A 19,185-nucleotide genomic window follows, 5' to 3' on the forward strand; every position below is an offset into this window, starting at 1 on the left:
CATTACCTCCAGCGCGTATATAGCTCTGCCTCGATGCCGAGGCGGTCGAGAATCTTCCCTGCCATCATATCGACAAGATCATCGAGCGTCTTGGGGCGATGATAAAACCCCGGCGCGGCGGGCATGACGATGACCCCTGCCCGTGCCAGACGAAGCAGGTTCTCAAGATGGATCTCATGCATCGGCGTTTCCCGCGGCACGAGAAGGAGCCGCCGCCCCTCCTTCAGTGTCACGTCCGCCGCGCGCGAGAGAAGATCGTCCGTCACGCCGTGTGCGATCGCCCCTGCCGTCTTCATCGAGCAGGGCACAACAATCATCGCATCCATGCGGAACGACCCGCTCGCAATCGCCGCGCCCACGTCCGCATTGGGATAGAGAACGGTCACGCGCCGTGCCAGTTCCTCCGCCGTGATGCCGCATTCGTAATCCAGTACGCGCAGCCCGCTCTCCGTGACGACGGCGTGCACCTCGATGCCGCGCTCCAAAAGCACCTCAATGAGACGAATTGCATAGCAGCTGCCGCTCGCCCCTGTGATGCCGACGATGATCTTTTTCATCGGATGACCGTGACCCCATTCATATACGGAACAAGTGCCTTCGGCACGATGACCGAGCCGTCCTCCTGCTGATTGTTCTCGAGGATCGCCGCCACCGTACGCCCAACGGCAAGCCCCGAACCGTTCAGCGTGTGCAGGAACACAGGCTTTGCCCCGCGTGCGGGACGGTATTTGATATTCGCGCGGCGCGCCTGATAGTCCGTGCAGTTTGAGCAGGACGAGATCTCGCGGTACTTGTCCTGTGCAGGCATCCAGACCTCGATGTCGTAGGTCTTCGCCGAGGTAAAGCTCATGTCGCCCGTGCAAAGCTGAATGACACGGTACGGCAGTTCGAGGATCTTCAGCACATCCTCCGCCGCCGCCACCATGCTCTCAAGCTCGTCCCAGCTCGTCTCCGGCGTGACAAATTTGATCAGCTCCACCTTGTTGAACTGGTGCTGACGGATGAGCCCGCGCGTATCGCGCCCCGCACTCCCCGCCTCTGCGCGGAAGCATGCCGTATAGGACGTGTAGTACTCCGGCAGCTGCTCCGCATCGAGGATCTCATCACGATGGTAGTTTGTCGTCGGCACCTCCGCCGTCGGTACGAGGTAGTAGTCGAGTCCCTCCAGCTTGAACATATCCTCGGCAAATTTCGGCAGCTGTCCCGTCCCGATCATGCTCGCCTCGTTCACAATATAGGGCGCGAGCATCTCCGTGTAGCCGTGCTTCTCCGCATGGAGATCCATCATGAAGTTGATGCAGGCACGTTCAAGCCGTGCGCCGAGCCCCTTGTAGAACGTAAAGCGTGCCCCCGTGACCTTGGCTGCGCGCTCTGCATCGAGGATGCCGAGTGCATCGCCGATGTCCCAGTGTGCCTTCGGTGTAAAATCAAACGTACGCGGCGTTCCGCAGCGGCGCACTTCGGGATTCTCTGTCTCATCCCTGCCGATCGGCACATCCGCCTTCGGCATATTCGGAACCTGAAGCAGGAGTTCACGCAGGCGCAGCTCCACGTCGCGCAGATCTTCATCGAGGGCCGCAATCTCATCGCCGAGCGTACGCATCTCTGCGATGATCTCATCTGCGTTCTCCCCCGCCTTCCTGCGCGCGCCGACTTCCTTCGATACGGCGTTGCGGCGCGCCTTTTTCTCCTCCACATCCTGCAGGATCCTGCGGCGGTGCTCCTCGAGCTCCGTGAACGGTGAGAGATCGAGCGTATTGCAGCGATGTTTCAGCATCTCCTGCACAGCGGGCAGATTCTCACGCACAAACTTCATGTCCAACATTGACAATCACTCCATCATATTGCAATCAGCATTTATTTCCTGCTATTTTAGCATACACAGGACGCAAAAGCAAAAGCTGCCCCTTTGGGTGATTTTTCATCATTACAGAGTCAAAAACCCGCTCCATTTGTAAAGAGTGAAACATCCGTGATAAGATATAGGAATCACAAATAAAACTTGACGGAATTTATCCGTATGTCCCTAACACGAAATGGAGAACCATCTATGAATATACAGCCCTGGGCGGGCGCAGACGTCTTTCCCGCCCTCTGCCGCGCCCTGCTCACATGGCACAAGTCCGCGCCCGACACGCGCGATCTGCCGTGGCGCGACGAACCGACACCGTATCACGTCTGGATCTCGGAAATCATGCTCCAGCAGACACGTGCCGCCGTCGTACGCGCCTACTACCTGCGTTTCCTCACGGCACTGCCGAGCATCCATGACCTCGCTGCCGTGAACGACGATGCCCTCATGAAGCTGTGGCAGGGGCTCGGCTACTACAGCCGTGCGCGCAATCTCAAGCGCGCGGCGCAGGTGATCGTCAAAGAGCACGGCGGCGACCTCCCGAACGACTTCAACGCCCTTCTCACGCTGCCCGGCATTGGGCGCTACACGGCAAGTGCCATCGCGTCCTTTGCCTACGGACAGCCGCACCCCGCCGTTGACGGCAACTTTCTCCGCGTCGCGGCACGCATCACGGCGAATCCCATCGACATTGGAAAGGACAGCACAAAGCGTTCTCTTGAAGCCGCGCTCTCCGTCTCCTACCCCGAGGGGCGTGATGCAGGTCTCTTGAACGAGGCATTCATGGATCTCGGCGCAACGATATGCCTGCCGCACGGCGCGCCGCTCTGTCACAGCTGCCCCGCCGCGCAGCTCTGCCTTGCCCATGATCGCGGCACAGAGCAGGACTATCCCGTAAAGTCCGCCGCCAAGGCACGGCGCAAGGAAAAACACACCGTCCTCATCCTATCCTGCGGTGACCGCATCGCCATACGAAAAAGGCCCACGAAGGGACTCCTCGCAGGTCTCTGGGAATATCCGCATCTCGACGGAAAGCAGTCAAAGCGTGCCGTGCGTGCACATCTCGAGGACGAGGGTTTTCGCATCCTCTCCATCGACCCACTCCCGCCCGCACGTCACATCTTCAGCCATATCGAATGGGAGCTCACGGGCTGGGCGGTCACGGTCGCGGAAAAGAACGAGCCGCCGCTCATGGCCGCCGAGACCGCATCGGACGCGCCGTCCAGCCTCCTCTGGGTGCGCCGCGCGGAACTCGCCGAGACGTACAGCATCCCTGCGGCGTTTGGATATTTTACGCCGTATATGTAAATGAAAATACATAGCATAAAGCCCCGCCAGTCGACGGGGCTTTGCTTTCGTTATACCGCTTTGCCAAGGTCGCGTGACTGGGTGCGCATGACCGTATTGAGGTCATGATCTGCCCCCGCGGCGCGTTCCTTTTCACGCTCTTTGCGAATGAGCTCCTTCAGCATCTGCATGTGCGGATGGTTCTCCATCTCCGGTGACGGTTTTCCTGCGAGTGCTGCCGCCATCTGTGCGGGCATCCCATCGGGGAACATCGCCTCGAGCATGGAGCGCACGGATTTCGGTATCATGTCCTGCACAGCGACGTTTTCCTTGCGGAGCTTCACCGTATCCTCCTGTGTGAGGGCATACGCCTCGAGGAATCCCTGAATGAGGTTGTCATGCCAGAACTCGCCCGCACGCGTCAGGCGGAATCCCGTCTCCGTGCGCGTGACCAGCCCGTTCTCCGCCCATGCGGCGAGAAGCGGCTCCATCTCGGTGAGGAGATCGACACCGTATTTTTTCGTGAAAAACGGCGCATAGAGATAGCCGTGCTCGATCTGGTCGCCGATCTCGCTCTGCATGCGGTGTGCATCTGCCTGTTCGCCCATGAACTGGAAGGGCTTCGCCCCCTCCTCGACCATCTTCTCATACGGCGCGAGTGCACCGTGATTGCGCCACATCATCTGACCGATGAAGCCGCCCGCGCCCGAGCCGAAAGCGAGGACGTCACAGCCGCGCTTGGCGAGCGTATTATAGATGCTGCGCTCACGGTGATCCGTCGCCCAGTGGGTTGTGTCGATGCGGCGCACCATCGGGTACTCCATGACGATGTCAATGCCGCGCCGGAAATACTCTGCCTGCTCCTCCGTCGTCGGCAGCATCGGCAGATCGCCCGATGCGACGCGCCGTGCCAGTTCGCTCGACGGGAACACATTGAGCTGATAGAGGTCGCCGCCCGCGATGCCGATCTCGAACTGCGTGCGCACATCGTTTTCCCAGACCTCCATCGACTGGTAGGGCAGCCCGTAGATGAGGTCGGCGATGACGACAGCGCCCTGCCGCTCCACCATGCGGCGCAGTGTCGCGATGACCGTTTCGCCGTCGTCAATACGTCCAATCGCCTGACGGACGCGCGTGTCAAAGGACTGCACGCCGAGGGAGAACCGATTGATGCCCGCGTTCATTGCCGCCTCAACCTTGCTCTCCGTGAGATCGTGGATACGCCCCTCAAGTGTGATCTCGCAGTCACTCGTGAGCGGCAGACGTGCACGCACCGCCTGTACGAGGCGCGCGATATCCGCATCGCTCAGCGCCGTCGGCGTACCGCCGCCGAAGAACACCGCCTGAAAGGGTGCGCCCTGCACGTAGGGCGTATCCGCCGCGGCATCCAGCTCATCGAGGAGTACATCGACGTAGTGATGTGCCGCTTCTTCCCGCGTGAAGTTCTGAAAAAAACCGCAGTAGCTGCATTTTTTGTCACAGAACGGAATATGGATGTAGACCGCTCGCTCGTCGGCAGGATTCGGCGTCTGCGCCATCAGCTCCGCCCAGATCTGCACCTGCTCCGCCTTCTCCGCCACCATGCGCTTGCCGCCCGCACCGGGATGCACGACGCGCTTTTTTGCAAAGGCACAGCCGAGCGGATTGTCCGTCCTCGTGCCGAGCAGCCACGCGCGTTCCTCGACGGGGAGCGCGTTAATTCTCTCCAGCAGTGTACTCATGTCAACGCCTCCCTCGCCGCCGCAATCACGCGGGCAAAATCCGCCGCATCGGGGTGATGCGCCGCCGCCGCATAGCGCGCCGCACTCTCCTCCGTAAAGGCATGCACATTATCCTTCGGCATACTCTTGAACATCTCGATCAGCATCGGATCGATTGCCCCCTGCACGAGAATCGCACCGAGGATCTCATTCGACGCGTCGCAGAGTGCACGGATGTTCGCGATGCACTTCGCTGCGTGCTCCGAGTCCGGCTCTGCGCCGAGCGTGCCGAAGAAAAAGATGCGGCGTCCGCGCAGTCCCTCAATGTACTTTCGTGCCGCTGCATCCGCCGTACCGCGGTCAATCCACGTACCGATGCAGAGCGTCGCCTGCTCCGATGCGGCAGATGCATCCACAATGCTGCGGCAAGCCGCACCAAGCGCCTCCGCCAGATGCTCTGCCACTCGCTTCGTATTCCCCGTGCGTGAGGAATATATGACCTCTATTTCATTCTTCATCCTGTATTCCTTTATGTGAATATGTTTTTTCCTGATTCATTTATATCATATCGTAACTCCGTGCAAAAATCAATAGATATTTTACATAATCATAAGTTTTAATTATGAATTATATTCATAATTCCTGCTAAATACCTGCTTTATAATTTATATATATATTCTTTCTCAATTAAAACACTGTTTTTATAGACTAATTTTATACTATTTCTTTCTCCCTCCATATAGAAAAATAAACGAGTATACATCATTTTATCTTCATATATCAATTTATCCATATTTTTTATTTATATAAAAGCATCTCTGCTATTGACATGCGTGCTATACTATATAAAAGTCGAGAGGAGGAATGTCAATGAAAAAGATACTGATGGGACTGATGGCGGGAATGATCCTTGCCACGGGCGCACAGGCTCTTGCCTACGTCTGCGACGGCGATACGTGCACCCTCCCGGAGCGCGAGAACCAGTCGTACTGCTACGGCGGGAACAACAGCAGCGCATACTGCGGTGACCGTGCCAACTGCTATGACGGCGGCGCGTACTGCAACAACAGCCGTGCGTCACGTGCACGCGGCTGCGGCTGCTACTGATAAGAGAACTGCATATAAAGAACGGTTCTGTTCGGAGAGATTATCTTTCCGAACAGAACCGTTCTTTATATACACCTGCAAAAATCAACGTTTGATCAAGATCACACTGCCCTTTGTGATCGAAACGAGTTCCGTCTCCATGCCGATCCGATTGATGCTGTCGGCATAGATACTGTCATCGTCCGGCACTTTACGCGCCGCAATACGTGCGATCCGCGCACACACCTCATAAGCATCCAATGGGCAGTCACGATACATATCCTCAAACAGTTCCGGATTCAGCGACGTTTCCAAATCCTCCAGTATGTAGACACCGCCGCGCGGCAATACATCAAATAGGGTAAAGAGCGCCAGTAGCTGGTGGCTCACGATATGGGACGCATCATCGACGATGATCCGGGGGTGAATCTCTCTCAGCATTGATACCTGAGCGGCATCCGAAAGATCTGCCTGGATAATGTGGATGCGTTCATCCTCATACTGTCTGCACGATGCCTCAATATCTACCCCAAAGATCTCTGCACGCGGGAAATACTCCTGCCACATCCGTACACTGGAGCCGTTGAACACCCCGAGTTCAAGAAGGCGAATCGGTTGGGTACGGAATTTCTCCAGAAAAAATGCGTACTTATCCAGATAGTTATGCATCATACTGCATTTATCCGTACGATATTTGATTCCGATGGCATCCAAAACTGAGGATGGGTTGAAATACCCCTGCGGCACGTTGTCTCCGACTTCGATGCGCTTGCCTTCCCTCGTATGAAATAAGAAACTCTTCGACGCTGCTGCCTGCTCCACGCGCGTCAAAAGTGCACAGACGATGCCATATGCCTCATCGACAGCGCTCATTTCAACAGCACAGCGGTCAAACAGCCCCGTCAGTGAATCTGCTTCATAACGCCATATATCCTCATATGCATTCAAGCTCACCCGAGAGGAGACATCATGTGGGGTTCGTGCCGTCACGAGTATTTTCCCGCCCACATGACAGATCTCCTGCAGCTGTCGAACGCCCTCACGAATATCCCGCGTTGTTTCCATCCCGCTGAGGACAATAATTAGGTCGTAGGTCAATGAACCAACGGCTTCTTTCACATCCGTGAGATCACAGTACGAATCTGAGATGCCGGGGTTAAACAAAACAACATGATCGCATTGTGCCGCCCCCGCATGCATGAGCCGATCCTTGAGTTTCATGGCGTAAGCAGCTCCGTCGGAGTAAATCTCTCCGATAGTGAGGCAGTTTTTACCCACGATATCCTGTTCTTGAAATACCCCTTGCCCCCATAAGTATTCCACAAATATTTCTTCACGTGACGGCATAACCAATCGCTCCCTTATATAGAGAAATCTCTGATCAATTAATTGTACCGTAGAAAATAGATCCTGACAAGTGTCTTCCAAAACTGAGAGCTCCCCAGATGGCATCATCTATGTTATAATACTCTCAAACGATTACAGCAACTCACACAGCAACAGGAGCTTGCCCATGGCACATAGACTCTCCCGCATGCTCGCCGCTTTGCTGACGGCGTGCACATCCCTCCTCTCAGGCTGTTCGTTCCTCGTAACGACGGAGCACGGCGCGCCCTATACACCGGATGATGTCATCGGATTGCTGGAGGAGAAATTCGCCGACTACGGGCCGCACATCGTTCTGCAGTCGGCGGAGACAGAGAAGCCCGCCCCCATGCAGCGGAACACATACGTGCTGTATGACGAGGCGAATGACTTCACCTTTTCCTGCACGGCCTATGTCCGCCACTGTACCCTCCCCGTTCCGCAGCCGTTCGCACAGCGCGCCGCAGATGCCGACCACGCCTATGCCGCAGCGTACGCCATTCATCTGAATCCACGCATCGGAGAAGTCGCTGCGCAGCACGGACTGTATGCAGCGACAACGGAGGAGGCCGCAGCACTGAGGGACAGCAAGGTGAAACGCCCGGCAGGAACGAATGACGAAGTGTCTCTCTTCAGGGGCGGAGATTTTATCTTTGCCGACGAGGATACGAGACCGGAGGAGATGGTCTATGCGCTCCGCGAGATTCACCATCTCTACGCTCCGAAGGGAAAGGGCGCCGTGCCGTCCGCACTCCACGGCCGGGATATTACATTCTACTACCTGCCGAAGGCAGAGACGGATCGGACCAAGGCGATTGAGCTGACCTTCTTCACGCTGTGGAGCGACGACTGGAAGGGTACGCTGGCCAACAAGCTCCATCATCAGGGTGACAAGTACGACACGGCCGCCATGGAGAAAGAGCTCGCGAATAATTTTTCCTCCATGCTGCACTCTGCGCGCGCAGACGCGCGATGGAAGAAGGTGAAGAAAGATGCCTGACGCACCGAAAAATACCGTACCGCGTCAATCGCAAAAAACGCTGTCATGGTGGCAGAAAATCCTGCTTGCCGTCTTTGGCGCATATCTCGCCGAAAAACTCTTCGGCATCCTCATCCCATCTCTGCCCCATGCCAGTATCCCGTCCACGCCGCGCGATACGACATCGACGGGCGACACCTATGACAACGAGCTGCCGTACCGCCGCGAATACGAAGAGGATGAGGAGGATCAGAGGGACACACCGGACGAGGATGCGTATGCCGATACCTACGGCGGCAGCGCCCCGTACGGCGGGCAATACGGCGAGGACGAGGACATCCTCCACAATGACTGGCACGACTACGGCGAGGGGTATGACGACGATTATTTCGACGACTGAGACGCTCAGCCGCGTCAGATGTGTAGCTGCCAGTGCGTATGCGAAAGGAGTATTTTTATGCCCACAGAGGTAACAAATGATTTTGAGACGCGTCGCTATCGTCTCTCCGACATCATGACATCGGGCGATACGGCAACGCGCACACCGATCTACGGGACAGCATCGACAAGCGGCGTCGTCTGGGTGCTGAAGCCCGGGCAGGAGATCAAGCCGCACGGGCACGCGAAAGCGGACGATATATGGATCTGCATCCAAGGAGAAGGTGTCTTTTATCCTGCGCCCGGAGAGGAACGCCCCATCACAGTGGGCGACGTCATTGTCTCAGCGAAGGGGATGTGCCACGGCATGAAGAATACGGGAACGGAGGACTTCATCTTCGTCGGTATCCTCGCCCCTGTTCCCGCGGACTTCTTCGCGATTGAGCCATAAGGAACTGCCGCGCAGCAGTACGTTTGCTGCTGCGCAAAAATCACACGAGAAAAGCAGTCAACAAGACATCCATCTTGCTGACTGCTTTTTCCTATATCAGTGCTGCCGGCTCATACTCCTCGGGCAGAATGCGGCGGAGGAAGCGGCGCGTGCGCTCCTCGCGCGGCGCGGTAAAGATCGACTTTGCACTCCCCTCCTCGACGATCACGCCGTCCGACATAAAGACGACGTGGGTCGCAACATCCTGTGCAAACTTCATCTCATGCGTCACGACGATCATCGTCGTGCCCTCCTCGGCAAGCTGCTTCATCACGGAGAGCACCTCGCCGACGAGCTCGGGATCAAGCGCAGAGGTTGGTTCGTCAAAGAGGATCACATCGGGCTTTGCGGCAACGGCGCGGGCGATGCCGACGCGCTGCTGCTGTCCGCCCGAGAGCTGTGCAGGATAGTAGTCGGCGCGCTCCGCCATCCCCACGCGCCGCAGAGCATCCATGCCGATCTCCTTTGCCTCTGCCGCCGCCATGCCGCGCCCGACAGTGAGCCCGAGGGTCACATTCTCGAGGGCGGTCTTATTCGCGAAGAGGTTGTAGTTCTGAAAGACAAAGCCCGTCTTTTTCCGCACAGCGGCAATCTCGCTCTTGGAGGCATCCACGAGGGAAAGCTGCGTCCCATGGAAGTCCATCGTCCCGCCATCGGCACGCTCGAGGAAGTTGAGACAGCGCAGGAATGTTGTCTTACCCGAGCCGCTCGGCCCGAGGATGACAACCACATCCCCCTTGTCCACGTTGAGGCTCACATCCTTCAGAACCTCGGTCTCTGCGAAACTCTTGCGTACGTTCTGTACTCCGAATAACATACTGCACCTCCTAGCGGAACGCTCCGACACGCCGCTCCGCCGCCGCAAAGAGCAGCTGGACGATCGTGCAGAGGATGAGATAGACGATGAATACGTCGAGATACGCCTCGATGTAGTTATAGCCATAGGACGCGGCGACCTTGCCGACCGCCATGATATCCTTGACTGTCATGAGGAAGGCGAGCGACGTTCCCTTGATGAGGTTGACCGTGATGTTCGCGATGCTCGGCAGTGCCACGACAAGGGCCTGCGGGAGAATCACGTGCAGGTAGGTCTCTGCCTCGCTCAGCCCGCACACGGCTCCCGCTTCGAGCTGCCCCTTGGGGATGGCGAGCAGTGCCGAGCGAAATACCTCCGTGAGGAGAGCGACGGTGTTGAGCGTAAAGATAAAGACGGCATACCAGAACGGATCGACCGCCTCGAATACGTTGAAGCTGCTCCCCGCTGCCTTGACGAGCAGATTCAGCAGGCTCGGCAGAAGACTGTAGAGGAGAAGAATCTGGAGGACGAGCGGCGTGCCGCGCACAAAGGAAACGTATAAGCGCGCGATCGTCCCGCCCACACGATGCCCGCGCACGCGCAGGACGGCAAAGCAGAATGCAGGGGGCGCCGCGAGAACGAGCGAGAGCGCTGTGAGCGAGAGGGTCACGCCCGCGCCCTGCCAGATGAGCAGGAAGGTTTCCTGCATAAAGTCAAGATCCAGTTCCAACGGCGTTCCCTCCCTTCAGTCCATTTCGCAGTGTCTTAGGCGCAGTGCGCAGCCCCGTGCCTTGGTCGAGACGATGCTCTGCCCACGCGAAGCCCTGCTCGATGAGCAGGACGAGCACCCAGTAGATCAGCATGGCGCTGAGATAGACCTCAACGCCGTACGCGCCGTAGTTCTGCGCGATGATGAGGCTGCCGCGCCCGATGAGGTCGATCAGCCCAATGGTATAAGCGAGCGACGCCTCCTTCAGGAGATTGATGGTCGAATTGCCGAAGTTTGGCAGGGCGATGAGCGCCGCCTGTCCGAGCATGACATGGCAGAATGCCTGCCACGGCGAGAGCCCAGCACTCACCGCCGCCTCATACTGCCCGCGCGGAACCGCCGTATAGGCAGCGCGGAACACCTCCGAAATGTATGCGCCGAACAGCAGCGTAAAGGTGACGACGGCAAAAACGGCGCGGTGCATCGCATTCATATCATAGTCAAAAAGCGCAAAGACGAGCTTCGGCGCACCGTAGAAGACGATGAACAGCAGAACGATGGGCGGCGTACAGCGCATCACATACACATAGGCGAGAGAACATACGCGCAGCACGCGGCTGCCGCTGAGATTCGCCCATGCCAGCAGTCCGCCGAGCAGGGATCCGATGACGATGCTGAGGCCGGCAACGAGCAATGTAACGTCAAGATAGGAGAGGAGATCGGGCAGAAACTGAACGATCTGCCCGAAGTCAAAGACACGTGTTTCCATCGAATGCCGTCCTCCTCATTGGCTTACTTCAGGTAATCGGAAAGGCTCTCACCGAAGTACTTCTGCTCGAGCTCCGCGATTTTTCCCTCGGCGCGCAGCTCCTCAATCGCCTTGTCGTAGTCGTCCGCAAACGCCTGCTCCTTCTTGTTGAAGATCGGATAGGTCGGGATGCCCTTGTAGCGGACGTATGCCATCTTATCATCGAACTGATGATACGGCGCGTCTTCCTTCGCGATGTTGTTCTTGTAGCTCAGCTCAACATCGAGGTAGCCGTCATAGCGCCCCTCGAGCACCCAGCTGTACGCATCCGCCACCTGGAATGCCTCCGAGGACGTCAGCTTGATCTGGTTATCGGGGTTCTCCTTGTTGTACTCGTCGATGACCATATAGCGCGCATCCTGCGGAGCGATCGGGACGAGCTTGCCGCTGAACTGGGCAAAGGTCTTTAGATCCTTGATCTTGTCTGCCGTATCCTTGCGGATCGCAAGGCCGATCACGCTCGCGCCGATGTTGTTCTTCGGGAACACATACTTCTTCTTGCGCGCATCCGTGATCCAGATGCCCTTGGTGCCGACGGTGTACTTCCCGGACTCAACGCCGATTAGAAGATCGTCGTCCGAGGTCGGAACGAATTTGAACTCATATTGCGGCAGCTTCTTCGCCACTTCCTTCATGACGGCAACTTCGAATCCGTCGGATTCCCCCTGCTCGTTTACATAGTCGTAGGGGACGTAATAATTCGTATGGGCGACGGTGACGATCTTCTTGCCGTCTACCGACTTCGCGCTGTCCGCTCCGCTCTTGCCGCAGCCTGCCAGCCCTGCCGCAAGTGCTGCGGCGAGAAGCCCCGCGAGCGCCGTCTTCGTGATTTTCTTCAGATTCATGTCATGCTCTCCTTTTATCGCGAGCCTGCCGCATCGCGTACCCAGTCAAAATGCTTCCAGTCAATGTCGCGCGGCACGGTGCAGTCCGCCCCGAGCAGGATTCCTGTGCGCCCTGCCGCATCGAGAATGCGCTGCGTCTCCGACGTAATCTCCTCCTGCGTGCCGCGATAGAGCACATCCGATGCGAGATTACCGAATCCGCCGAGCAGAGCGTGCTGCGGGAAAATCTTTCGGCCCTCCTCAAGGGGTACTCCCTCGACGACCGCCGCCCAGTTGATCGTCTTGACATCGTAGTCACGATACCAGTCCAGCGCGTTGCGGTGTCCCGCATAGCCGCAGATATGGAGGATGTTGTAGCTGCTCGCGGCGTTTGCCGCGCGCAGAATCTCCTTTTCTCCGGGGGCGAATACCTCCTCGTAGACCGCACGGCTCGCCCCCTCGCCGATGAGGTTCTGCAGGCTGAAGTAGATGCCCGTCACCCCCGCCTCGGCGATGATGCGGCGCGCCAGCTTCGCGAGATCGCCGGAGATGACATCGAACGCCGCGCGCACCGCTGCGGCGTCCTCGCGGACGAGCTGCGCGAGGAATGCCTCATCCTCAGCAAGTGTCCCGGGCTGCATGAATTTCACCGTTGTGCCCGCACAGAAGAGATTGTAGAATGTGGCGACCTCGTTCCCGTACCGCTTCGTGATCTCCTTCGCATAGGCGATCTGCCGCGTAAAGAAGGGGTGGTCGTCGGGCAGCGGCTGCACCTTTGCCAGTTCCTTTGCCGTGCGTGCGGTCTGCACGACGGGATTCGGATAGGAGAAGAACCCGTCCGTCATGATCTTTACGAAGTCCGGCTGAAAGCCATCGATATAGCGCAGTTCCCCATCCAAAAGCGTCTGCTCGAGACGCGGGTCAGCATAGGCATCGGCGTGAATCTCATCCGCGAGAAAGTGGAACCAGAACCCTGACGGGACGCGTTCCACTTCCCTGCGGTCCATTGCGCTGAGGACGAGTTCCTTTTTTGACTGTGCCATTGTATTTCCTCCATAACTATGTTTGCATATATGTTTTCCTGTTCGATGCTGCTATCTTACACGCAAGTATCATAGTTGTCAAGTATGTTTTATATATTTTTTGATTGACAAAGTATCCTGGCGATGTTTATAATGAAACGACCACAACGGTTCTGCGATGCAGCGGGCTGGGCGTGACTGTCCATGCCCCGTCTGCGCAGGACATAAACGATACAGGGAACTATGGGAGGAAATACAATGAAGGATTACACTGCTGAGGTGCATGGCTGTCACGAGTTCGACGCGACGGGCGCACTCACCACGCCCGTCTATCTCTCGGCGACATTTCGCCATCCCGCATTCCGTCAGAGCACGGGCTACGACTACAGCCGCGTTGCGAATCCGACCCGCAGCGACTTTGAGAAGGCAATTGCCCTCCTTGAGGGCGGCAAACGCGCATGGGCGCTCTCCTCGGGCATGGCAGCGATCAATCTCGTCTTTGCCCTCTGCGCTCCCGGTGACCACGTGCTCCTGCCCGAGGATCTCTACGGCGGGACGGTACGTCTCGCGAACGACATCTACAGCCGCTACGGCATCGACTTTGAGTACATCGATATGCGCGATACGTCGCTGGTCGAGGCCAAGATGCGTGATACGACGAAAATGATCTTCATTGAGACGCCCTCCAACCCGATGATGTTCATCACGGACATCCGCGCATTCGCCGCTGTCGCTCATGAGCACGGCTCACTCCTCGTCGCGGACAATACATTCCTCTCACCGCACGCACAGAAGCCGCTTGCGCTCGGTGCAGACATCGTCGTCGAGAGCGCGACCAAGTATCTCTGCGGGCACAACGACGTGATCTGCGGCACACTCGCAGTGAGGGACGCGGACTCCGACCTCGCACAGCGGATTGAGCTGCTCGTGAAGTCCGAGGGTCCGAATCTCTCCCCCATGGATTCATGGCTCATGCTGCGCAGCCTCAAGACACTCGGCGTGCGCGTCGAACGCCATGCGGAGAATGCGCGTGCCATCGCAGCGTGGCTGCTCACCCGCCCCGAGGTCACGGAGGTCTACTACCCGGGGCTCGCAGACCATCCCGGACGCGCCCTGCATGAGAGTCAGAGCACGGGCTATGGCGGCATGATTTCGTTCAAGGTCAAGACCTCCGCCATCGCACAGAATGTCCTCGCACATCTGCGCCTGATCGCGTTTGCCGAGAGTCTCGGCGGCGTCGAGAGTCTGCTGACCTACCCGCTCGTGCAGACGCACGCAGAGATGCCCCGCGAACTCATCGCGCGCACAGGGCTCGACGACCGCCTCCTGCGCCTCTCCGTCGGCCTGGAGGACGTGGAGGATCTGAAGGAAGATCTGGCGCAGGCACTGGAGAAGGCAGCACGGGCGTAGCAGCAGGGTTTGGTTTTGGAAGGCACTATCCTCCCCACACCGTTCCCCTGTCTGCCCCAAAGAGGAAGGAAAAAAACATTATGTCCATCAATTTTGACGAAATCATCGACCGCCGCGGCACGTCCTGTCTGAAATACGACTTTGCTGTTGAGCGCGGCTACCCCAAGGATGTCCTCCCGTTCTGGGTCGCGGATATGGACTTTCGCGCGCCCGTACCCGTCATTGACGCCCTGGCGGCACGCACGGCGCACGGCATCTTTGGCTATACGCAGATCAAGGACGACTACTTCAACGTCCTGCGCGACTGGTTCCGTACGCATCACGCGTGGACGGTGCAGCGCGGCGAGCTCGTCATCACGCCCGGCGTCGTCTTTGCCGTCGCCACCGCCATCCGCGCCTATACCGCACCGGGTGAGGCCGTCATCATTCAGCAGCCCGTCTACTATCCCTTTGCGAGCATGATCCGCCAGAACGGGCGCACGCTCATCGACAGCCCCCTGCAGTTCGCTGACGGACGCTACAGCATCGACTTCGCGGATTTCGAGCAGAAGATCATCGACCACAAGGTAAAGCTGTTCATCCTCTGCAGCCCGCACAACCCCGTCGGGCGCGTATGGACGCGCGCAGAGCTCGAGCAGCTTGCCGCCATCTGCCTGCGCCGTCACGTCATTGTCGTCGCGGACGAGATTCACGAGGAGTTCGTGCGCCCCGGCTTCCGCCACATCCCCTTTGCCTCTCTCTCTGCGGACGCCGCCGCCATCACCGTCACCTGCACTTCCCCGAGCAAGACGTTCAACCTTGCGGGACTGCAGATTTCCAATATCTTCATCAGTAACGAATCCCTGCGCCGCCGCTTCAAGGAAGAACTGAGCCGTACCGGCTACGATGAGCCGAACACGCTCGGGCTCACAGGCGCAAAAGCGGCATACGAACACGGCGCTCCGTGGCTGAAGGAACTGCTCGCCTACATCGAGGAGAACTACGCCTTTACGAAGGAATACCTCGCTGCGCATCTGCCGAAGGTAAAACTCATCGAACCTGAGGGAACCTACCTGATCTGGATGGACTTCTCCGCCTACGGTCTCTCGGACAAGGCACTCAACGAGAAGGTCATCCGCGAGGCAAACCTCTGGCTCGACGACGGACCGATCTTCGGTGCGGGCGGCAGCGGCTTCCAGCGCATGAACCTCGCCTGCCCGCGCAGTACTCTCCAAATAGGACTGGAGTGCCTCGCAAAAGCATTCGCCTGAAGACACACCGAATGCCCTCGTGCTTCCCCAATGGAAAAGAGCTGTTGAACCAAGTTCAACAGCTCTTTCATTATGCCTGCTGTGCCATACAGCCACCATGTCAGGATGCTTTACTTCGCCGCAAAGAGATCCGTCGATAGATAACGGTCACCGCCGTCGGGCAGGAGGGCAACAATCGTCTTGCCCTCATACTCCGGACGCTTTGCCAGCTCCACCGCCGCCGCAAGTGCCGCCCCCGAGGAGATGCCGACGAGTGCACCCTCGCGCCGAGCGAACTCGCGCCCATAGGCAAAGGCGTTGTCATTCGACACGCGGATCACCTCATCATAGATCTTCGTGTCAAGCGTGTCGGGAACGAAGCCCGCGCCGAGTCCCTGAAGCTTGTGCGGGCCGGGCTTGCCGCCCGAGAGCACGGGCGAGTCCGTCGGCTCCACTGCGACGACATGCACGGCGGGATTCTGCTGCTTCAGATAGCGCCCCGTGCCCGTCACTGTGCCGCCCGTGCCGACCCCGGCGACGAAGACATCTACCTTGCCGTCCGTGTCCGCCCAGATCTCGGGCCCCGTCGTCCGCTCATGTGCGGCAGGATTTGCGAGATTCTCGAACTGCGAGGGAATGAACGAATTCGGGATCTCCTGCTGCAGCTGTTCTGCACGTGCAATTGCGCCCTTCATCCCCTGTGCGCCCTCCGTGAGGACGATCTCCGCACCGTATGCCTTCAGCAGGTTGCGGCGCTCCACACTCATCGTCTCCGGCATCGTGAGAATCGCACGATAGCCGCGTGCTGCTGCCACCGAGGCGATGCCGATGCCCGTGTTGCCGCTCGTCGGCTCAATCAGCGTCGCGCCCGGCGCGATCCTGCCGTCCTTCTCCGCCTGCTCGACCATCGCAATCGCAATGCGATCCTTCACTGAGCCCGACGGATTGAAATACTCCAGCTTCACGAGGAGATTCGCCTTGAGATCATGCGCCTTCGCGAACGACTTTGCCGCGAGAAGCGGCGTGCGCCCAATGATCTCCGTCACGCTCTGATATACCTTCCCCATGTTCATCGTCTCCTTTATTTTGTATTTTAGTAAACATATCAAAAAACTATGTTTATAGTCTACATGATTTTGAATACGATGTCAAGAAAAAAGAATGCGCCCCCATGAATGCACATTCTTTTCGAAGAATTTTCTATGTCGGCTGAAAGTACACCTTGACACGTTCCCCTTGATCGACAATGTCATTGACGCCGAGATTCTGGCTGACAGCAGCACCCGTACCCTCACTTTCGAAGGTGAGCCCGCGCAGCTCGGCAAGACGTGCCGCCTCACGCAGGGAGAGTCCTGTAAAGTCTGGTACGACGGCCTTTCCCTCGGGCGGTGTGGCGACTGCCTCCATACGTTTTTCTTCATCGTCACTGCGTCTCTTCTCCGTATTCCCCGTCGTCTCGGCAAAAGTATTGCTCGACGGCTCGACATGGGCGTAGCGCAGAAGCTGGGAGAAAATGCGTGAGGCGACCGGTGCGGCAATCTGCCCGCCGTAGAAGTCACCGCCGCGCGGATCGTCAATCATGACGAGAACGGTGAAAAGTGGATCCTCGACAGGTGCGAAACCGCAGAAGGAAGCAATGTAGCGCCCCTCGAGGTAGCCTGCCGTCTCGCGGCGAATCTTCTGTGCCGTGCCGGTCTTGCCCGCGATGCGGTATCCCTTGACCCCCGCCTTCATACCGCCGCCGCTCGCAACGACCTGCTCAAGGAGTCCGATCAGCGTGCGGTCGACGGTCAGTTCGAGCGTGCGCCGAATCTCACGCGGCACACGCTCCTCGTAGACAGAGCCGTCAGGGTTTCGAATCTCGCGCACGATATAGGGGTGCATGAGCGTGCCGCCGTTCGCAATGGCAGACATTGCCGTGACGAGCTGCAGCGGGGTCACAGCGATACTCTGACCGATCGCCGTCGTAGCGATATCTGAGTCGCGCATATCGTCGGCGTTGAAGAGGATGCCCTCCTCCTCACCGGGGAGATCGATCCCTGTGCGCTTGCCGAAGCCAAAGACGCGCGTGTAGTGCATCATCTTCTCTGCGCCGAGAGAGAGCCCCACCTGGGCAAATCCCGTGTTGAGGGACTTCTTTACGATGTCGGTGAAGGTAACAGCACCGTAACTCTCGTTGCTCCAGTTCTGGATACGGCGTCCCGAGACCATGACATAGCCGGGGTCAAAGAACACCTGATTCGGCGTAACGATGCCCTCCTGCAGTGCCGCCCCCGCAATGACGGCCTTAAACGTCGAGCCAGGCTCATAGATAAAGGCAACGGCGCGATTCTTCCAGTTCTCCTGCGGATACTCCCAGAAGCGGTTGGGGTTGTAGGAGGGACGCGATGCCATAGCAAGCACCTCACCGGTCTTCGGATCCATGACAATCGCCGTGATGGAGTCGGGGTTTGTCTCCGCCATGGCACGGTCGATCTCCTGCTCCACCATGAACTGTATTGTGCTGTCAATCGTCAGCACGGCAGTCTTGCAGTAGTCGCCGCCGTAAACGCGCCGTCCCGCAAAGATGGAGTCGAGGATCGGACGGCGCTGTCCGTCCACCGTCAGCCGTTCCTCTCGGATCTCGCCCTTCAGCAGCGGATCAAGAGCCTGCTCCACGCCGTCGAGTCCCTCGTCGTCCGTGCCGACGAAGCCGATGACATTCGCTGCAAGCGCATCATTCGGATAGTAACGTTTTGCCTCGTTCTGAAAACCTAGGCAGTCGCTGTAGCCCTTCTCTCGAATAACATTTCGCACTGCCTCGTACTCCGTGTGCTCGAGCCGCCGCTTGACCCAGACAAAGCCGCCGCCGCGTGCAATATCGTCAAGGATGTCCTGTTCCTTGAGGCCGATGAGCGGTGCGATGTCGGCAGCGATCTCCTCAGGGGTATGCGCGTCAAAGACGTGCTTCGGATCAACGAAGAGGGATTTCGTCATGCTGCTGACGGCGAGTTCCTTTCCGCTGCGGTCGAGAATGGCACCGCGCAGCGATTGGATGCGGAACTCATAACCGCTCTGATCGCGCATCCGCTGAGCAAGCGCATCCCCCTGCACAATCTGCAGGTAGGCATAGCGGAACACCAGTACAAAGAGAACGGCGAACATCACGAGCGCAACATAGCCGATGCGCCCCTGCACGGTCGACCGAATATTTTTCATCTGTTCATCTCCCACTCAAGGCACTATGACATGCAGCACGGACAGCAGAGGC

General features: G+C 58.0%; 19 protein-coding genes. 7 read left to right on the forward strand and 12 right to left on the reverse strand.

Annotated elements, in window-relative coordinates:
- Positions 1-2 precede the first annotated feature (2 nt).
- Both HMPREF0908_RS09080 and serS read right to left on the reverse strand, forming a co-directional pair.
- Positions 3-557 (reverse strand): UbiX family flavin prenyltransferase, encoded by a 555-nt coding sequence (locus HMPREF0908_RS09080; protein WP_006691199.1) that lies wholly within the window; start codon positions 555-557, stop codon positions 3-5.
- Positions 554-1,825 (reverse strand): serine--tRNA ligase, encoded by a 1,272-nt coding sequence (serS, locus tag HMPREF0908_RS09085; RefSeq protein WP_006691200.1) that lies wholly within the window; start codon positions 1,823-1,825, stop codon positions 554-556. Before serS ends, HMPREF0908_RS09080 begins: the two co-directional genes overlap by 4 nt.
- A 225-nt stretch (positions 1,826-2,050) precedes the next feature.
- Here serS and mutY point away from each other — a divergent pair, with 225 nt between their 5' ends.
- A complete protein-coding gene (gene mutY, locus HMPREF0908_RS09090) occupies positions 2,051-3,160 on the forward strand; it encodes an A/G-specific adenine glycosylase (protein ID WP_006691201.1) in 1,110 nt (369 codons plus the stop codon).
- Positions 3,161-3,210: 50 nt separating this feature from the next.
- Here the strand turns inward: mutY and hutW are convergent, their stop codons facing one another.
- Both hutW and HMPREF0908_RS09100 read right to left on the reverse strand, forming a co-directional pair.
- The gene (gene hutW / locus HMPREF0908_RS09095; protein WP_006691202.1) at positions 3,211-4,860 is read right to left on the reverse strand and encodes a heme anaerobic degradation radical SAM methyltransferase ChuW/HutW; all 1,650 of its coding nucleotides are present in this window, start codon (positions 4,858-4,860) and stop codon (positions 3,211-3,213) included.
- On the reverse strand, positions 4,857-5,357 hold the full coding sequence (locus HMPREF0908_RS09100) for a flavodoxin family protein (RefSeq protein WP_006691203.1): 501 nt from the start codon (positions 5,355-5,357) through the stop codon (positions 4,857-4,859). The genes hutW and HMPREF0908_RS09100 overlap by 4 nt, the downstream gene beginning before the upstream one ends.
- 352 nt (positions 5,358-5,709) lie before the next feature.
- Between HMPREF0908_RS09100 and HMPREF0908_RS09105 the strand changes: the two genes are divergently transcribed.
- Complete coding sequence (locus HMPREF0908_RS09105; protein ID WP_040572673.1) at positions 5,710-5,946, forward strand: hypothetical protein; 237 nt, start codon at positions 5,710-5,712, stop codon at positions 5,944-5,946.
- Positions 5,947-6,030: 84 nt separating this feature from the next.
- On the opposite strand, the gene HMPREF0908_RS09110 is transcribed toward HMPREF0908_RS09105, so the two are convergent.
- Positions 6,031-7,272 (reverse strand): class I SAM-dependent methyltransferase, encoded by a 1,242-nt coding sequence (locus tag HMPREF0908_RS09110; protein WP_040572674.1) that lies wholly within the window; start codon positions 7,270-7,272, stop codon positions 6,031-6,033.
- A gap of 166 nt (positions 7,273-7,438) precedes the next feature.
- Here HMPREF0908_RS09110 and HMPREF0908_RS09115 point away from each other — a divergent pair, with 166 nt between their 5' ends.
- The 3 genes from HMPREF0908_RS09115 to HMPREF0908_RS09125 are packed head-to-tail and all read left to right on the forward strand — an operon-like array spanning position 7,439 to position 9,098.
- Entirely contained in the window at positions 7,439-8,290 is an 852-nt protein-coding gene (locus tag HMPREF0908_RS09115) for a hypothetical protein (RefSeq protein ID WP_245522940.1), read from the forward strand.
- On the forward strand, positions 8,283-8,669 hold the full coding sequence (locus tag HMPREF0908_RS09120) for a hypothetical protein (protein ID WP_006691208.1): 387 nt from the start codon (positions 8,283-8,285) through the stop codon (positions 8,667-8,669). The genes HMPREF0908_RS09115 and HMPREF0908_RS09120 overlap by 8 nt, the downstream gene beginning before the upstream one ends.
- Before the next feature lie 57 nt (positions 8,670-8,726).
- Positions 8,727-9,098 (forward strand): cupin domain-containing protein, encoded by a 372-nt coding sequence (locus HMPREF0908_RS09125; RefSeq protein WP_006691209.1) that lies wholly within the window; start codon positions 8,727-8,729, stop codon positions 9,096-9,098.
- A gap of 91 nt (positions 9,099-9,189) precedes the next feature.
- On the opposite strand, the gene HMPREF0908_RS09130 is transcribed toward HMPREF0908_RS09125, so the two are convergent.
- From HMPREF0908_RS09130 to HMPREF0908_RS09150, 5 genes are read right to left on the reverse strand one after another with little or no spacing between them, the layout of a single operon-like run.
- Positions 9,190-9,954 carry an amino acid ABC transporter ATP-binding protein gene (locus HMPREF0908_RS09130; RefSeq protein WP_006691210.1) on the reverse strand — a complete coding sequence of 255 codons (765 nt, stop codon included), beginning with the start codon at positions 9,952-9,954 and terminating at the stop codon, positions 9,190-9,192.
- Between the two features lie 10 nt (positions 9,955-9,964).
- Positions 9,965-10,663 (reverse strand): amino acid ABC transporter permease, encoded by a 699-nt coding sequence (locus HMPREF0908_RS09135; protein WP_040572675.1) that lies wholly within the window; start codon positions 10,661-10,663, stop codon positions 9,965-9,967.
- Entirely contained in the window at positions 10,647-11,411 is a 765-nt protein-coding gene (locus HMPREF0908_RS09140) for an amino acid ABC transporter permease (protein WP_006691212.1), read from the reverse strand. Before HMPREF0908_RS09140 ends, HMPREF0908_RS09135 begins: the two co-directional genes overlap by 17 nt.
- Positions 11,412-11,434: 23 nt before the next feature.
- Complete coding sequence (locus HMPREF0908_RS09145) at positions 11,435-12,295, reverse strand: transporter substrate-binding domain-containing protein (RefSeq protein WP_006691213.1); 861 nt, start codon at positions 12,293-12,295, stop codon at positions 11,435-11,437.
- A 14-nt stretch (positions 12,296-12,309) separates the two neighbouring features.
- Entirely contained in the window at positions 12,310-13,317 is a 1,008-nt protein-coding gene (locus HMPREF0908_RS09150) for a uroporphyrinogen decarboxylase family protein (protein ID WP_006691214.1), read from the reverse strand.
- A 237-nt stretch (positions 13,318-13,554) separates the two neighbouring features.
- On the opposite strand from HMPREF0908_RS09150, the gene HMPREF0908_RS09155 reads away from it, so the two are divergent.
- Entirely contained in the window at positions 13,555-14,706 is a 1,152-nt protein-coding gene (locus HMPREF0908_RS09155) for a trans-sulfuration enzyme family protein (protein ID WP_006691215.1), read from the forward strand.
- Between the two features lie 80 nt (positions 14,707-14,786).
- The gene (locus tag HMPREF0908_RS09160) at positions 14,787-15,956 is read left to right on the forward strand and encodes a MalY/PatB family protein (RefSeq protein ID WP_006691216.1); all 1,170 of its coding nucleotides are present in this window, start codon (positions 14,787-14,789) and stop codon (positions 15,954-15,956) included.
- 110 nt (positions 15,957-16,066) lie between these two features.
- Here the strand turns inward: HMPREF0908_RS09160 and cysK are convergent, their stop codons facing one another.
- On the reverse strand, positions 16,067-17,002 hold the full coding sequence (cysK, locus tag HMPREF0908_RS09165) for a cysteine synthase A (RefSeq protein WP_040572676.1): 936 nt from the start codon (positions 17,000-17,002) through the stop codon (positions 16,067-16,069).
- 133 nt (positions 17,003-17,135) lie between these two features.
- The gene (locus HMPREF0908_RS09170; protein WP_006691218.1) at positions 17,136-19,133 is read right to left on the reverse strand and encodes a penicillin-binding protein; all 1,998 of its coding nucleotides are present in this window, start codon (positions 19,131-19,133) and stop codon (positions 17,136-17,138) included.
- Between the last annotated feature and the right edge of the window lie 52 nt (positions 19,134-19,185).

The organism is Centipeda flueggei ATCC 43531 (assembly GCF_000160695.1).
GTDB classification, from domain to species: Bacteria; Bacillota; Negativicutes; order Selenomonadales; family Selenomonadaceae; genus Centipeda; species Centipeda flueggei.

Bases quoted from the DNA above. Each gene is read 5' to 3' on its own strand.
- HMPREF0908_RS09115 (WP_245522940.1), top strand. From the start codon at position 7,439: ATGGCACATAGACTCTCCCGCATGCTCGCCGCTTTGCTGACGGCGTGC.
- HMPREF0908_RS09120 (WP_006691208.1), top strand. From the start codon at position 8,283: ATGCCTGACGCACCGAAAAATACCGTACCGCGTCAATCGCAAAAAACG.
- HMPREF0908_RS09155 (WP_006691215.1), top strand. From the start codon at position 13,555: ATGAAGGATTACACTGCTGAGGTGCATGGCTGTCACGAGTTCGACGCG.
- hutW (WP_006691202.1), bottom strand. From the start codon at position 4,860: ATGAGTACACTGCTGGAGAGAATTAACGCGCTCCCCGTCGAGGAACGC.
- HMPREF0908_RS09105 (WP_040572673.1), top strand. From the start codon at position 5,710: ATGAAAAAGATACTGATGGGACTGATGGCGGGAATGATCCTTGCCACG.
- cysK (WP_040572676.1), bottom strand. From the start codon at position 17,002: ATGGGGAAGGTATATCAGAGCGTGACGGAGATCATTGGGCGCACGCCG.
- serS (WP_006691200.1), bottom strand. From the start codon at position 1,825: ATGTTGGACATGAAGTTTGTGCGTGAGAATCTGCCCGCTGTGCAGGAG.
- HMPREF0908_RS09110 (WP_040572674.1), bottom strand. From the start codon at position 7,272: ATGCCGTCACGTGAAGAAATATTTGTGGAATACTTATGGGGGCAAGGG.
- HMPREF0908_RS09125 (WP_006691209.1), top strand. From the start codon at position 8,727: ATGCCCACAGAGGTAACAAATGATTTTGAGACGCGTCGCTATCGTCTC.
- HMPREF0908_RS09130 (WP_006691210.1), bottom strand. From the start codon at position 9,954: ATGTTATTCGGAGTACAGAACGTACGCAAGAGTTTCGCAGAGACCGAG.
- HMPREF0908_RS09150 (WP_006691214.1), bottom strand. From the start codon at position 13,317: ATGGCACAGTCAAAAAAGGAACTCGTCCTCAGCGCAATGGACCGCAGG.
- HMPREF0908_RS09145 (WP_006691213.1), bottom strand. From the start codon at position 12,295: ATGAATCTGAAGAAAATCACGAAGACGGCGCTCGCGGGGCTTCTCGCC.
- HMPREF0908_RS09140 (WP_006691212.1), bottom strand. From the start codon at position 11,411: ATGGAAACACGTGTCTTTGACTTCGGGCAGATCGTTCAGTTTCTGCCC.
- HMPREF0908_RS09080 (WP_006691199.1), bottom strand. From the start codon at position 557: ATGAAAAAGATCATCGTCGGCATCACAGGGGCGAGCGGCAGCTGCTAT.
- HMPREF0908_RS09170 (WP_006691218.1), bottom strand. From the start codon at position 19,133: ATGAAAAATATTCGGTCGACCGTGCAGGGGCGCATCGGCTATGTTGCG.
- HMPREF0908_RS09160 (WP_006691216.1), top strand. From the start codon at position 14,787: ATGTCCATCAATTTTGACGAAATCATCGACCGCCGCGGCACGTCCTGT.
- HMPREF0908_RS09100 (WP_006691203.1), bottom strand. From the start codon at position 5,357: ATGAAGAATGAAATAGAGGTCATATATTCCTCACGCACGGGGAATACG.
- mutY (WP_006691201.1), top strand. From the start codon at position 2,051: ATGAATATACAGCCCTGGGCGGGCGCAGACGTCTTTCCCGCCCTCTGC.